This window comes from Rhizobium sp. KNZ14-9A (assembly GCF_056755015.1).
Genome location: NZ_JBPGXB010000001.1, coordinates 1,124,483 through 1,138,760, shown reverse-complemented (window position 1 = coordinate 1,138,760; position 14,278 = coordinate 1,124,483). Strand labels below are relative to the sequence as shown.

The 14,278-nt window shown below is 57.1% G+C and carries 11 protein-coding genes and 1 pseudogene; 6 read left to right on the top strand and 6 right to left on the bottom strand.

Annotated features, from left to right (window positions below; genetic code table 11):
* Window positions 1-153: 153 nt before the first annotated feature.
* The 6 genes from ACR9ZQ_RS05915 to ACR9ZQ_RS05890 all read right to left on the bottom strand — a co-directional run bounded on the left by ACR9ZQ_RS05915 (window position 154) and on the right by ACR9ZQ_RS05890 (window position 8,586).
* Window positions 154-1,668 (bottom strand): ATP-binding protein, encoded by a 1,515-nt coding sequence (locus ACR9ZQ_RS05915; protein WP_481427225.1) that lies wholly within the window; start codon window positions 1,666-1,668, stop codon window positions 154-156.
* Entirely contained in the window at window positions 1,665-2,384 is a 720-nt protein-coding gene (locus ACR9ZQ_RS05910; RefSeq protein WP_481427224.1) for a response regulator, read from the bottom strand. The genes ACR9ZQ_RS05915 and ACR9ZQ_RS05910 overlap by 4 nt, the downstream gene beginning before the upstream one ends.
* A gap of 548 nt (window positions 2,385-2,932) precedes the next feature.
* The gene (locus ACR9ZQ_RS05905; protein WP_481427223.1) at window positions 2,933-3,595 is read right to left on the bottom strand and encodes a nucleotidyltransferase family protein; all 663 of its coding nucleotides are present in this window, start codon (window positions 3,593-3,595) and stop codon (window positions 2,933-2,935) included.
* Between the two features lie 208 nt (window positions 3,596-3,803).
* A complete protein-coding gene (locus tag ACR9ZQ_RS05900) occupies window positions 3,804-6,950 on the bottom strand; it encodes an efflux RND transporter permease subunit (RefSeq protein ID WP_481427222.1) in 3,147 nt (1,048 codons plus the stop codon).
* A gap of 9 nt (window positions 6,951-6,959) precedes the next feature.
* Entirely contained in the window at window positions 6,960-8,093 is a 1,134-nt protein-coding gene (locus ACR9ZQ_RS05895; RefSeq protein WP_481427221.1) for an efflux RND transporter periplasmic adaptor subunit, read from the bottom strand.
* Between the two features lie 286 nt (window positions 8,094-8,379).
* Window positions 8,380-8,586, bottom strand: coding sequence for a hypothetical protein (locus ACR9ZQ_RS05890; protein ID WP_481427220.1), 207 nt, complete (start codon window positions 8,584-8,586; stop codon window positions 8,380-8,382).
* Between the two features lie 312 nt (window positions 8,587-8,898).
* Between ACR9ZQ_RS05890 and ACR9ZQ_RS05885 the strand changes: the two genes are divergently transcribed.
* From ACR9ZQ_RS05885 to ACR9ZQ_RS05860, 6 genes and pseudogenes are all read left to right on the top strand, one after another.
* The gene (locus ACR9ZQ_RS05885) at window positions 8,899-9,180 is read left to right on the top strand and encodes a winged helix-turn-helix transcriptional regulator (protein WP_481427219.1); all 282 of its coding nucleotides are present in this window, start codon (window positions 8,899-8,901) and stop codon (window positions 9,178-9,180) included.
* A 219-nt stretch (window positions 9,181-9,399) separates the two neighbouring features.
* On the top strand, window positions 9,400-9,537 hold the full coding sequence (locus ACR9ZQ_RS05880) for a hypothetical protein (protein ID WP_481427218.1): 138 nt from the start codon (window positions 9,400-9,402) through the stop codon (window positions 9,535-9,537).
* A 741-nt stretch (window positions 9,538-10,278) separates the two neighbouring features.
* Window positions 10,279-10,979 (top strand): annotated as a pseudogene (locus tag ACR9ZQ_RS05875) (carbonic anhydrase).
* Between the two features lie 4 nt (window positions 10,980-10,983).
* Entirely contained in the window at window positions 10,984-12,516 is a 1,533-nt protein-coding gene (locus ACR9ZQ_RS05870) for a SulP family inorganic anion transporter (protein WP_481427217.1), read from the top strand.
* A 141-nt stretch (window positions 12,517-12,657) separates the two neighbouring features.
* Entirely contained in the window at window positions 12,658-12,885 is a 228-nt protein-coding gene (locus ACR9ZQ_RS05865) for a hypothetical protein (RefSeq protein ID WP_481427216.1), read from the top strand.
* A 181-nt stretch (window positions 12,886-13,066) separates the two neighbouring features.
* Window positions 13,067-14,074, top strand: coding sequence for a serine hydrolase domain-containing protein (locus ACR9ZQ_RS05860; protein ID WP_481427215.1), 1,008 nt, complete (start codon window positions 13,067-13,069; stop codon window positions 14,072-14,074).
* The last annotated feature ends 204 nt before the right edge of the window (window positions 14,075-14,278 follow it).

Genomic DNA, 14,278 nt, shown 5'->3' with positions numbered 1-14,278 from the left:
GAGCGACGCTCGCTGAGCGAGACGCGATTGGAATATCGCCGCGCCGGCTCAGTGCAACCCTTGCCCAAGAAAATTCCACGCTGAGGCCCGCCGTGTCCCCCTCTCGGCGCAAGTTGTGTCGCAGACATCGTAAGAGACAACCTAAAAAATCGATCAAGACGAAGCCGGGCTGACCTGTCGTCTCCGGCGCGAGGATATTATCGCTGCACCAACCTTCCATCGTTTTGGGTTGGCGGTTCGGCCCGCTTCACCGTCGTCGTGACGTGGCAAGGAAATAATTGTCCGCATTCCATTCTCTTTGGTGACGAATATAATATCGCCGCCATGCTGACGGGCAACTGCTCGCGCAATCGCCAAACCGAGCCCGATACCACCGGTTTGCTTATTACGAGATCCTTCCAGCCTAAAAAATGGAGCGAAGACCTTTTCCCTCATTTCCTCTGGGATGCCTGGTCCGCGGTCCTCGACAACGATATCGACCGTTCCGACTGTTTGAAGAATGAGTACCTTTGCCTCCCCTCCATATCGAACCGCGTTTTCGACAATATTGCGAACCGCTCGTCTAAGCCCGTCCGGCCGACAGCGATATGTTATCTTGTCAGCGCTAACCAAGGTCACCGGACGGCCCAGATCTTCCTGATCATCACAGATGCTGCCGATCAAAGCCTCAAGTTGGATAGGCCGGGTCTCTTCCTCTGTCGATTCGCCGCGCGCGAACGCGATTGCCGCTTCTGTCATGCTCTGCAGTTCCTCGATTGTCGCGAGCATTTTTCGCTGGATCTCCTCATCCTGCACGAACTCGGCCCTCAAGCGAAGAGAGGTGAGTGGTGTGCGCAGATCATGACCGATCGCCGCGAGCATCTTCGTTCTGTCGTCTATGAACCGATGCAGGCGCGCTTGCATTCTGTTAAACGCGGACGCAGTTCGCCGAACTTCCTCTGGCCCGCTTTCCTCCAATGGAGGCAAATTCTCGCCACGGCCAAGCGCCTCGGCGGCAACGGCTAGACTTTTAAGTGGTCTGGCGATGCGATTGCCGACGAGAACACCGATGAAGGCGAGCACAACAGCAGTCAGAACAAGAGACCTCAATGAGGTAGAGGTCCACCAGCTACCTTGTCTCGTGTAGAAGGCAGCGTTTAGATAATTGCCGTCGTCCAGCATGACGGCCATGCCATATCCGCGAGCTCCATCAAAATAGAGATACTTGACCGGTTGCGGAAGCGCCCACAGCTCCTGGAATGGTGCCTTCCAGTCCTCGCCACGGTTTGAGGACGCCACGTTCTTTGCCGTTGGTATCTGCGGCGTGGCCGTTCCCCCTTCAAAAAAGCGCACGAGGTCAACGTAATTTTCCAGCGGTCGGCTGAATTGGTCAACCGCCTGCAACCTCCACTTCTCCGCGCTCGCCGGATCACGATCGCTTATCCAGAAACGCGAGTCTCCCGTTTCACTGGCGGTAAGGACCTGTTGCCTGGAGCTCGGCACGGCGTCGTTGACAAGGCGGGTTATCGTTCGCGTGCGGCTGAAGAACTCGCTCTTGGCGGCCGCATCCAACGCCTTCGAATGCTCGTTCCAGGATATCACGAATGTAATGGCTTGCGCGATGAGCAAGGCCGCGAGGGTAAAGCCGATGAATTGCGCCGCGAGAGTTCTTGTCCAGTTTTTTATCATTCCGGAGCCACTTCCACCGAGAGGCTATAGCCGCCGCCCCAGTGCGTTTTGATAATCGATGGGTTTTTTGGATTGTCTTCGATTTTCTTCCTCAGCCGGCTGACCTGATTATCAATAGTACGATCAAAAACGTCTGCAGTTCGTCCGACGGTTAGATCGAGAAGCTGCTCTCGGCTCAAAACATGCCCAGGTCGATCGATGAAGACTTTCAAAAGGCGGAACTCCGCTGAACTTAAGGGAATTCCAACCCCGTCATCGCCCGAAATCTCCTGGCGACCGATATTGACACGCCAAGGTCCAACGCGGACATTTTTTGGGTTCGCTGCGGCGATGGACATACCGGGGTTGGCGGATCTGCGCAGTACTGCTCGAATGCGAGCCAGAAGCTCTCTCGGATTGAACGGCTTGACCAGGTAGTCGTCGGCACCAAGTTCCAAGCCGATAATCCGATCGGTCTCATCGGCCATAGCGGTGAGGAAAATCACCGGGATCCCGGTGGATGCACGCAACTGACGGCATACTGAAAGTCCGTCCTCGCCTGGCATCATCACATCGAGAACGATCAGGTCGGCCGCTTGTTTCTCCAATAGGCGTCGGAGCGCCATACCGCTATCAACGGCTGTAACCCTGTAACCCTGTTGTTCAAGATATCGTTGAACGAGATCCCGGATATCGCCGTGATCATCAACGACAACTATATGTGCGGCCGTATCCATTGTCATGTCCTTGTTTACCGTGGAGAATACAACAAACCGTCGGGTCTTCGCAGCCGAAAAAGTGTATCAAAGTTTCACAGCGGCGGGGTGGCAGGGTGGCAAGGCACCGCGAATTCGTGAGCCTCTAAAATGGCACTTTTTAGGGCTTGCGCATCTTCGGACATCGAAGTGGAACAGGCGGCGTCTGCCACGAATGTGTAGAGCCAATCTGTGACGTTTGCGACAATCTTGGCACAAATTGCCGACAATTGAACGCTACTGTCGATGGGTCGCGATCGACCCGGACCCCAAGTCTCGAAGCGGCGACTGCACCGATGGCCTTGGCGGCCATCGGTGCCCCCTCAACTACGCCAGTTCATTCCTGGACCCGGACGATCCGGCAGGCGCAAACGTTACCCGCTCTTTTTAGACCTCCGGAGTAGCCTCGCGCATTCTGAAGCCGAATTAGCCGATCCCGTGCGTATTATCCGTAGAAGACTTATCCGCGCGGCCGGCATCAGCGGCGAACGCAATCAGCTGCTGGTCTGATTCCAGTCATCATTTGCATCCTATCCCCTCAAGATGCCACCGGCCGCCAAAACGGTCTCGGGCGTGTCTACGTCCAGATGCGCCGCGTCGCCGATATCGACGTCGATGACCGGCAGACCCGATCGCTCAATGATATGCCGCGCTCCCACGTCTCCTTCAAGCTTCACGACTGCATCACCGAGCGATCGCGGGAGGATGACCGGGTTGCCACGCTTGCCGCGAGAGACGGCACGGACGATGGCTCGCCCGGAAGCTCTGCGGAAGGCCTCGATCAGGGCATCGAGGTGGACAGCGTTCACGCCGGGCATATCCGCAAGCATGACAAGAACGCCATCCGCATCACGCACCGCTAGGGCTGAAAATCCCATGATAAGCGAGCTCGCCATACCGGACGCATAATCCGGGTTCTCCATGGCGGTCACGCCCAGCCCTGAGAGTGCGGCCTCGATCTCGCTGCGCCGGTGACCTGTCACGACGACGACGGATGTTGCATCGGCAGCGAGTGCGGTTTCAGCAACGCGGCGAACCAGCGCTTTGCCGTCGAATTGCGCCAGCAGCTTGTGTGCGCCACCCTCGCCCATCCGGCTAGCTTTCCCCGCAGCCAGGATGACCGCCGCAACCCTCTCTCGTCGGTGTCGATGTTTACCGCTGTCTCGTGGACTCGGCCGTGTCTCGATTTCCATCAGCAGCCCCCCGAAAGCCACGCTGGTCAGATCATACTCATTCGGCTTCTCGCTGGCCAGGACGCTGTCCAGAACCCTATCAAGAACATTTCCATCGGGCGCAAAGCCGGCGGCCACGGGACTTCAGTTCGCCATCGATACCATCTTCCCCTTTGCTACGGGAGGTTCGAGACCGCAGTTTGCACTGAACTTATCTCAGGATTAGATCCTATTCTGCCGGTGCGTTCGCAATCGACTGGACACGAGACGAGCTCGACCTTCTGATGCCAGCCAATTTACGGGTCACAACGTACAGGACCGGGATTAGGAATATTCCAAAGACTGTCGCGGCGATCATTCCACCCATCACGCCGATACCGATGGAATTTTGACTTCCAGCTCCCGCACCTGAGGCGGTTGCGAGGGGCAAGACGCCCAAGATAAAGGCGAAGGAGGTCATGAGGATAGGTCGAAGGCGTTGACGCGACGCCTCAATCGTCGCCTCGATAAGGCCCTTGCCCTTCAATTCCTCCGCTGTTGCGAACTCGACAATCAGAATTGCGTTCTTTGCCGTTAGTCCAATGGTCGTCAGCAGCCCGACCTTGAAGTAAACATCATTTAGCTGTCCGAATTGGCTTGCCGCGATCAGTGCTCCTAGAATACCCACCGGTACCGAGAGCATGACAGAAAAGGGCACCGTCCAGCTTTCGTAAAGTGCAGCCAGCGCCAGAAAGACAACAATGACGGAGATGACGTACAGTCGGAGTGCCTGATCGCCTGCAAGTCGCTCCTCCGCGGACAGGCCGGTCCATTGGTGGGAAAAGCCCTCTGGAAGGTCGTCGACCATGCGATCGATTTCCTCCATCGCCTGTCCAGAACTTACTCCAGCCGCGGGCGATCCCTGCAGTTGCACCGCAGAGACGCCGTTATATCGCTCCAGTCTCGGTGATCCATAGCTCCAGTTCCCGGTCGAGAAGGATGACAGAGGGACCATTTCACCGAGATTATTGCGGACATGCCAGCGCTCGAAGTCCTCGGGTTGCATACGAAACTCGGCGTCGGACTGGACATACACCCGCTTCACGCGGCCACGGTCGAGGAAATCGTTCACGTATGTGCCTCCCCAGGCCGTGGACAGAGTCGCGTCAATATCTGATAAGTCGATGCCCAACGCACTCGCGCGATCGCGATCTATGGCAATTGAGTATTGCGGCGTGTCGTCTTGTCCGTTGGGGCGTGTACCTGTCAGCCGGTCGTTTTGCGCTGCCGCGCCCAGCAGCTGGTTGCGGGCAGCCATGAGAGCCTCGTGTCCGGCGTTGCCGGTGTCGCGAAGGAAGAAATCGAACCCGCTGTTGTTACCAAAGCCTGGGATCGCAGGAGGATTTAGCGCGACGACACGTCCGTCGGATATCTTCGTGAAAGCCGCCATTGCCCGCTGGACAATCGCGGCGGCCGACGCCTCAGGAGTCCGCCTTTCCTCGAAATCCTTCAGCGCGACGAATACGGTAGCAACATTCTGCCCCTGCCCGCCAAAACTGAAGCCGACAGATCCGAATATACCCTCGACGTAATCACGCTCGTTCGTCAGGTAGTGTTCTATAACCTGATCCAGAACTCTCCGCGTCCGGTCAGCCGTCGCGCCTGGCGGCAACTGGACAGCGGTCACAAGGCGTCCCTGATCCTCTTCGGGAAGAAAGGCAGAAGGTAGCCTGGCAAACAGGAAACCTACTCCAACAGCGATTGCTACGCATATGAGGACGCCAATGGCGATGCGGCGAAGCAGAACCTGAGTGGCTTTTTGATACCCGTTTGTGAAGCGCGCGAATCCTGCATTGAACCATCGAAACGGCGCAGCCTTTGCCGCTCCGTGGACCGGTCTCTTTAGAAGCCATGCGCAAAGAGCGGGCGTCAGCACCAGCGCGACAAGGACAGACAGGACCATGGCCGTGACAATGGTAACAGAAAACTGCCGATAGATTATGCCGACGGAGCCGGAGAAGAATGCCATCGGAATAAACACCGCGGCCAGGACAGTTGTGATGCCGATGAGAGCGCTGCTGATTTCACCCATCGACTTGATTGTCGCCTCGCGGGCCCCGAGATCTTCTTCCTCCATGACCCGTTCGACATTCTCGACGACGACGATGGCATCGTCGACCAAGAGGCCGATCGCCAGCACCATTCCGAACATCGTGAGCGTGTTGATGGAGTAGCCGAATAGCTCCAGAACGGCAAACGTCCCCAGGAGCACGACTGGAATGGCCATCGTCGGGATAATTGTAGCTCGGATATTTTGCAGGAACACGTACATGACGATGAAGACAAGAACGACGGCCTCGATCAGCGTCACCACCACTCCCTCAATCGACAATCGGACGAAAGGCGAGGTGTCGAACGGATAATGTACATCGACGCTGGCCGGAAAATTCGGCCTCTGCCGCTCAATCTCGGTCTGGATGGCTTCAGCTGTGTCCAGTGCATTGGCTCCGGACGCCAATCGAAAACCGACCCCAGCCGCTGGCGCACCACTGTAGGTACTTGAGAGGGTGTAGCTCTCCGCACCCAGCTCCACCTTCGCAACGTCGTTCAGGCGGACGACGGATCCATCTGCATGGCTGTCGAGAATGATCGCCTCGAACTGCTGTACAGTTTGCAGACGACTCCCTGCCGTGACTGTGGCATTGAGTTGCTGTCCCCGCCGCTGCGGTACGGCGCCGAGCTGGCCGGCGGAGACCTGCGTATTTTGCGCCCGCACGGCCTGCGTGATATCGCTCACCATCAACCCATGCTGAGCAAGCTTATCCGGATCGATCCAGATACGCATCGCATAGCGATCCGATCCAAGAAGACGCGCTTCCCCGACGCCGGGTACGCGTCGTAACGTATCCATAAGCGAGGTGTCGATGAAGTCGGCGATATCGTTCCCGTTGAGGCTTCCATCGGACGATGCGAGAGCGGCAATCAAGAAAAAGCTTGCCGTCGATTTTGAAACGGTCAACCCACTATCGAGCACTGCCTGCGGCAAGCGTGCTTCAACAAGTTGAAGGTTGTTTTGAACCTGCATCTGCGCCACGTCGGGATCCGCCCCGCTGGTGAACGTCAGTGTTATTGACGACTCTCCGGTCGCCGTAGAGTTCGATGAAATGTAGTCGACATTGTCGATCCCGGTCATGCCTTGCTCAATCACCTTTGTGACCGAGTCTTCGACGGTCTTCGCATCGGCTCCCGGATAATTCGCAGTGATCCGAACAGCAGTCGGCGCGATTTGTGGATATTGGGAGATAGACAACGCGGGGATCGACAGAGCCCCTGCCATCATGATCGCTACGGCAAGGACGATGGCGAAGATGGGTCGTTCGATGAAAAAACGGGACATGATATTATCCTATTGAAGCGATAAGGCGCGCGAGCCCACAAGAGTTCTGGTGTCCCGACCGGGCCGGTGCGACGACGCAGAGGCTTCCTCCACGCCTCGCACCTCCCCTGTCTCATCCTCGACGACGACCATCTTGATCCGGACGTTCTGTCCCGCCCGTGCTCGCTGGGATCCCTCCACCACGACGCGATCGCCCTCGGCCACACCATCGGTAACGAGCCAGCTGTTCCCGATAGACCGATCGACGGTCAGCACGCGCTCTTCTACTTTCGCTTCATCGGTCACAAACCGGGCGACGGCTTGTCCGCGGGGATTGCGAGATATAGCCCGCTGCGGGATAAGGAAGCTGTTTTCGATAAATCCCTCTTCGATAAGGGCACGCACATACATGCCAGGCATCAGCATTCCATCTGGGTTGGGGAAGACGGCACGCAACGACACCATTCCTGTCGACTGCGAGACTGCTGATCCAAGGAATTGAAGCTTACCAGGATGAGGGTAGCGCGAGCCGTCCTCAAGCTTCAGCTCGATTGTGACATATTCTCCGTTTGATCGGATGCTGTTGGAAGTCAGTGCCTTGTTGAGGGCCAAGAGGCTAGAGCTCGACCTGACAAGATCCACATTGATGATATCGTGTTGACGGATGACGGTCAGCGGCTGCGGCTGATCCCGCGTAACCAAAGCCCCCTGAGTGACGTTTGAGCCATCCACCCGCCCGCCGATCGGAGCGACTATTTTCGTGTAGTCAAGTTCGATGCGGGTCGTTTCCAGTGCCGCCGTCGCCGCTGCAACATCTGCTTCTGCCTGGAGCAACTGAGTCCGGGCAATGTCCAGTTCCTGCTGACTAACAGCATTGTTGACGCTCAGTCGCTCGTAGCGCTCGAACCTGGCCCGGGCGCTTGGAACGGCACTCTCGGCCCGCTGCAAGGTAGCTTGGGCATTTCGGTATGCAGCCTCAAAGGGCGTCGGGTCCAACTCGTAAAGGACGTCGCCGGCTTCGACCTGACTTCCTTCTTCGAAGACTCGCCTCTGGATGGTGCCGGTCACCCGGGGGCGAACTTCAGAGACCAGATGGGCACTCGTCCGCCCCGGAAGCTCGCGCGTGAGCGCAACGGTTCTTTGTTGCAATTCCTGAACGCTCACTTCCGGATCCTGGGCCGCGGCCGGCTGTTGTGCCGCGACCTCTCCATTGCAACCGTGCAAGGCCAAGCTGCAGCACACGAGAAAAGCCGTTTGGACGAAGGTCGCCGCGGAACGTCGGATCATTTTTGAAACCCCTTATTGAAAATTGTTGGCGGTGGCGCATTCTGCGAGACGCCTCGCAGCGTAACCGGACCTTGTCGCCGGGATGTGCCGCGGGTTCCTGAAATTGTATCAAATTGTCGCTGCGTCATCGGGGCTCACGCCTCCAGCTGCCCACCAGCGGGTCCTAAGAAGCCCGTTGAGATAGATCGACATTATGAGAGCGTAGTTGACGAAGCAGCTGCTCAGAGGTGGCCGACTGTTGTTGTGCAAAACGCATCAACTGCTGCGCGGCCGTAAGCGCGCTCTGATCATTGAACTCCAGGTCGTTCTCCTCGCAGAAAATGATGAGCGCTTGTTTGATCTCGCGGATATCCCAAAGCCCAAGGGTCATGTTCGTTCTCCGAATTTCTGAACTGACGCCATGGTGGCAGCCCGATGTCGCCTGGTTTTGCCAAAGATGTAACAATTGATGTCGCAACGCCGGCACCCGATCGTGTCGGATCTGCTGCCGCTTCGGTTCATGCGGCGCGAGGCGTCGGTTACGAGCACCGGATAAAGCTGCCAGCATCAGTTCCAGCTATAAAGTAATTGCCCGCGCTTGTGGGCCTATCAGCCAGTTTGCTGTTCCACTTCGAACATGATCCCGGAAATTGCATGCTCGTTAGCGGCGTACTTGCCCGTGTGGGCAGCAAGTGGAGCATCCTTGTCATCGGCGCGCTCGGCCAAGGGCCGCGCCGCTTCAACGAAGCGCGACGTGCGGGGCATCCAGCGAATGTTGACGCTTACGGTTCGCGGGTTGGAACGGGACGGCCTGATCGAGAGGGCAGTGACCCCCAGCATCCGGCCGCCGGTCGACTATGCCCTCACCGAGCTCGGCCGCTTCTTGCTCAAGCCGGTTAGTACCCTCGCCGAGTGGGCGACCGAGAACCAGTCGGCCGTGGAGCTCGCACGCCTTTCATTTGATGACGACGCGGGTCCTCGCTAGCGCGGAGCGAGTCGCCCGATAGCTGAAACTCTCCTGGCGACGGTAAGGGTTGGACACTGGTGCAGAATTGAAGCTTCGTCTAACCGAACCGTCTCGTTACATTTGATTACAATTTAGACCCGCGCTGCGAAATTCTCGCGACACCCTCACTGTAGTTTCTCCTGACCGAAATGAAGCCAGCGGCAGATCGCCATGGCTCGTGAAAAGGAGAAATCAGTTATGGAAAATTTCAAAGACGATTATGTAAACCGTCTGCATTCCCCACCTCACGGCTTTGCCCGGGCTTTGCTCGTCGACGTCTTGCTCGTGGTGGTGGTCGTTGGCGTCGGCCTGACGCTGAACTCCATGGTGGCCTGATCCTAACACGAACACTCATACACTGGCATTCCGAAGCAGGCGTGGAAACTTCATCAGCCGTACCGCTTGTCATGGCTTTATTGAAGACATTTGGCCGAAGCCGGTCTGCAAGGATCCCGCATTCATTTCTCGCAGGATTAAGCAAGTTCTTTCCATTTTCAGGCATGTCGCTTCACCTGCACAAGAGACATGCTCGTGTTCGCCAAAGGGTATCTGGCAAGCACCCGACTGACTTTTCAAGCTCTACTGATTGAAGAGGACATGGATGACTAAGTAGATTAAGTCGGGAGGATTTCGTCCTCAGATTGGGCGGCCGATACCGGGAAGCTCGGATGGCCCCTTCAAAGTGAACAGGCACAAGAGCCTCATGATGCTGCGGCGCAGCAATACGTGTCACAATTGTATTCTATAGATCTGTATTTACTGTGTCCTGCGCCGGGGTCCTTCACCGCGCGGGATTTTCCGCGTCAAAAACCGGTTTGATCGGATCCACATAATATATTTATGTCAACTAGTTATACGGATAAATGAGGCTATCGGAGCGATAGACTCCAGAAGGCCAAGCTGAGCCATCACGATCGGACAGATACCTCTCAAGATTGTGATAACCAATTCGAAGAAACATGTTTCAGCGCCTTATTTTCCTCATCCATCGTTGGTCATCTCGCATGTGCGAAATACTCGCATCCACCAGTGAGCCGGTGTGACGTCGTCAACAGCCGGCACAAATGAGGATTCAAAATGGGTGATCTATCTAAAGGAATCTCGCATTTTCGAGGCTCGGTTTTCCCGGAGCACTCCGCACTCTATCGCAAACTGGCACGTGAGGGGCAGCAGCCACAGGCCCTTATGATTTCCTGTGCCGACAGCCGCGTTATGCCCGAGACAATCACGCAGTCGGGTCCGGGGAACTCTTCGTTTGCCGGAATGCCGGCAACATTGTGCCGCCATTCCAGACAGCCAATGGAGGCGTTTCCTCTGCCATTGAATATGCCGTTGTGGCGCTGGGCATCAGCGATGTCATCGTTTGCGGCCATTCAGACTGCGGGGCAATGAAGGGACTTTGCCATCCGGAGCTGCTTGGACCAATGCCGAACGTCGCGGCCTGGCTCAAACATAGCCACGCGGCATATTCCATCGTCTGCGAAGCCTATCCAACGGACCTCGGCGAGAAAGATCGCATCCGCGCTGTTGCAATGGAAAATGTCGTGGTGCAGCTCGATCACCTGCGCACCCATCCCTCGGTCGCAGCAAAGCTTGCCACCAATGAGGTCAGCCTGCACGGCTGGTTCTTTGACATCGAGACCGGAAGTGTCCTCGTCTATGACGGTGCCGCAAGCCGCTTTACCGAAATCGAAGATGGGCAACCGCTGCCCGTTGCTGTCTCTGGTCGCGGAGTGACTCAGGTTATTCCAGCCTTCAGCACAATCGCAGCGGAGTAGACCAATGAAACCGATATCTTTTAATGACATCGCTGCTTCTATCGTCGTGTTTCTCGTCGCCATCCCGCTCTGCCTTGGCATCGCGATTGCCTCCGGCGTCCCGGTTGCTATGGGTCTTGTCTCAGGCATCGTTGGTGGGATCGTCGTCGGCTCTCTAGCCGGCTCCCCGTTGCAGGTTTCCGGACCCGCCGCGGGCTTGGCCGTGATCGTCTTTGGCTTTGTGGAACAATATGGCGTGTCAGCGCTGGGGCCTGTTCTTGTCGCTGCCGGAACTTTGCAAGTTCTTGCGGGCTTCCTCAAGATCGGCTCATGGTTCCGCGCAATCTCTCCCGCCGTGGTTCACGGCATGCTGGCAGGCATCGGCATCTTGATCATCCTTGGTCAGACGCACGTGCTTATGGATGCCAGACCAGCTGCGGGAGGGATCGAAAATGTCGTAGCGATCACCGACAGTGTTGGTAACCTTTGGAGCAACGGCATCACCAATGAGGCGCTGGCCTTGATGGTTGGACTTGCATCGCTCGTAGCGATGATCAGTTGGGAAAGGTTTCGGCCAGCTTCGCTCCGACTTCTTCCCGCAGCTCTGATTGGCGTCGCCTTCGGAACGATTGTCACTGTTGCACTGGATTTGCCGATTGCTCGCGTCGTACTTCCGGCATCGCTTGCTGAAGGAATTTCCATGCCAGCTGTCGATGATTTTCAGCGGTTGGCGGAGCCGGGCATTTTGGCAACCGTGTTGGTCATCGCAATTATCGCCAGCGCTGAGACGCTTTTGTCTGCTGCCGCAGTTGACCGGATGCATGACGGGCCGCGAACGCGCTTCAACAAGGAATTGTTCGCGCAGGGCGTGGGCAACGGCATTTGCGGAATGCTCGGTGCTTTGCCAATCACCGGCGTCATCGTCCGTTCCTCGGCCAATATCCAGGCGGGAGCAAAGACCCGGACGTCGGCGATCATGCATGGCGTCTGGGTGCTGGCGCTTGTTGCGCTGTTGCCCCAGCTTTTGGGTCTGGTGCCGTTAACCGCGCTTGCAGCGGTGTTGCTGGTCACCGGCTGGCGTCTGGTCAGCTTGCACCACGTGCGACATCTCTTCGACCATCACGGTTGGGTTCCTGTAGGAATCTGGCTAGTAACCGTAGCCATGGTTGTGACTCAGGACCTGCTAATTGGTGTCGGGCTCGGCTTTGTGCTCTCCTTGGTGGAAGTGTTGCCCTATCTGCGCGAACGGCTCCGGATCGAGAGAGCTGACGAAGGCGAGACTATTTCCGTTAAGCTTAGCGGTTCGGCCACGTGCAAGGATGTCCCCGCCCTCCTTTCTACTTTAGAAGGCCTACCGGCAAACCGCAACATCCGGCTTGCTGGCCGAGATTTGGGCTATCTCGACCATACCTGCGCTGAAACAATCAGCGACTGGGTAAAGCGTGAAAGTCGGACAGGGCGCCTCGTTGAGATCGTCGGAAGTGTGCGCGATGGGACGCATCCGCGGATCATCTCAATGTTCCGACGCTATCAAGATGAAGCGCGTGACGCGGCCTAGTCGTCCTCATGAAACGTTGATCCGCTGAAACTCTCAACAGGAGCTTTGGGACGGGTCTATATGATTGAGTGAAAGGAGTGGCGGCTGATCGAGCCGCTACTTCCTAATAAGTCGCGCGGCGTTGCCGGGATTGAGACGCCCATGATCCTGAACGTTCAGGTACTCACGAAGGTCTCCAAATGGTCCGACACGAGGATCGCGATCGCCCGGGGCCGCGGGAAGTCGCTATTGGGCATGGCCGAGATAGCTATCAGCAATGGCCCTGTAAATCCTGATTGCCTGCTTGAGCACAAGGTTGCGAACCACGAACCGGCCAGCCCGATTATCGCCGCCCATAATACGAAGCGCATGAACTTGGCGATGAGGTAATCACTATATCTGGCGGGAAGCCTTAGACAGGACATCCTCGATTTCAAAGTAGAGGGGGCGTTGGTCGGCACTGGTGACGCCGTGGTTGCGGCGCAGTAATTGGAGTGTCGCGATGACGCTGAGGCCTTCCTTGTGCCGTGATGATAGGTAAAAGCTCTCATTGTTCTGCCTAAGGTCATTTATGCGCCCAATCGGTTTTGCTTTCTTCTCCATTTTCATGATGGCTTTTGCGGTCAGCGCGAGCGCGCAGCCTTCGCAAAGATTCGATCCTGCGTCGGCCGGCTGGGCCGTCGAGGAGTTGAAGGCAATTCAGGACTATGCTGCCAGCCTGAAGCCCACGGCGGTCATGGTGGTGCATAACGGGAAGGTGATCGCCAGTTGGGGCGACGTATCTCGCAAGGTGAATGTCGCTTCTGTCCGCAAAAGCCTGCCCAGCGCGCTTTATGGCATCTCGGTTTCAGAAGGTCGCATCGATCTCGGCACCACTCTCGCCGATCTCGGCATTGACGATAAGCCTCCGCCGCTGACAGGAGCGGAAAAACGGGCGAAGGTGCGCGATCTGCTCATGGCGAGATCCGGCATCTATCACCCAGCCGCCTACGAAACCAGCGACATGCAGCGAAACAGGCCGGAGCGGGGAAGCCATGCCCCGGGCACGTTGTGGTTCTACAACAATTGGGATTTCAACACGCTGGGCACGATCTATCGGCAGCAGACCGGCGAGGATATATTCCAGAGCTTCGCGAAGCGGATCGCTCAGCCAATCGGCATGCAGGATTTCTCAGCGCGGGATGGCACGTATGTATCCGAGCAGCATTCCCTTCACCCCGCCTATCCGTTTCGCCTCAGCGCCAGAGATGCGGCCCGGTTCGGCCAGCTCTACCTTGACGGAGGACGGTGGAGCGGCCTGCAGGTCATTCCGGCGTCATGGGTGAAGGCATCCACCACCGCCTATTCCGCGACCGATCGCGGCAGCATGGGATACGGCTATCTCTGGTGGACGTTGAATCCCGATGTATTCGGTCCCGGTGCAGCGCTGGCATCAGGTTATGGCGGTCAGGCGATTGCCATCGTCCCCTCAAAGCGCCTGGTTGTCGTGCAGACCGTAGACCCGGCCCAAAACGCGAAGGGTGTCAGGACGAGCCATTTCGTCAAGCTGTTGCAGCAGCTCTCCGCCGCCGCGCCATGACACGTGCTGATGCAGTAGGCAGGGGCGGAGGATCAGTTTGATAGACGGAGCTTTGCTGCATCCGCCTTTCTGCACCTCGGCCTTTGCGCCCTTGTATGGCTCTTGCTGGTTCCAGTGCATTTGCCCCCACCCCAAGAGGAAAGCATTCAGTTGGAGATTGTGAATCTCTCGAAGCAGCAGGGCTTTGATCTTGGGCGAATTGCT

Excerpts from the sequence above, each read along its gene's own strand:
- ACR9ZQ_RS05915 (WP_481427225.1), bottom strand. The coding sequence starts at position 1,668 with ATGATAAAAAACTGGACAAGAACTCTCGCGGCGCAATTCATCGGCTTT.
- ACR9ZQ_RS05910 (WP_481427224.1), bottom strand. The coding sequence starts at position 2,384 with ATGGATACGGCCGCACATATAGTTGTCGTTGATGATCACGGCGATATC.
- ACR9ZQ_RS05905 (WP_481427223.1), bottom strand. The coding sequence starts at position 3,595 with ATGGAAATCGAGACACGGCCGAGTCCACGAGACAGCGGTAAACATCGA.
- ACR9ZQ_RS05900 (WP_481427222.1), bottom strand. The coding sequence starts at position 6,950 with ATGTCCCGTTTTTTCATCGAACGACCCATCTTCGCCATCGTCCTTGCC.
- ACR9ZQ_RS05890 (WP_481427220.1), bottom strand. The coding sequence starts at position 8,586 with ATGACCCTTGGGCTTTGGGATATCCGCGAGATCAAACAAGCGCTCATC.
- ACR9ZQ_RS05880 (WP_481427218.1), top strand. The coding sequence starts at position 9,400 with ATGGAAAATTTCAAAGACGATTATGTAAACCGTCTGCATTCCCCACCT.
- ACR9ZQ_RS05870 (WP_481427217.1), top strand. The coding sequence starts at position 10,984 with ATGAAACCGATATCTTTTAATGACATCGCTGCTTCTATCGTCGTGTTT.
- ACR9ZQ_RS05865 (WP_481427216.1), top strand. The coding sequence starts at position 12,658 with ATGATCCTGAACGTTCAGGTACTCACGAAGGTCTCCAAATGGTCCGAC.
- ACR9ZQ_RS05860 (WP_481427215.1), top strand. The coding sequence starts at position 13,067 with ATGCGCCCAATCGGTTTTGCTTTCTTCTCCATTTTCATGATGGCTTTT.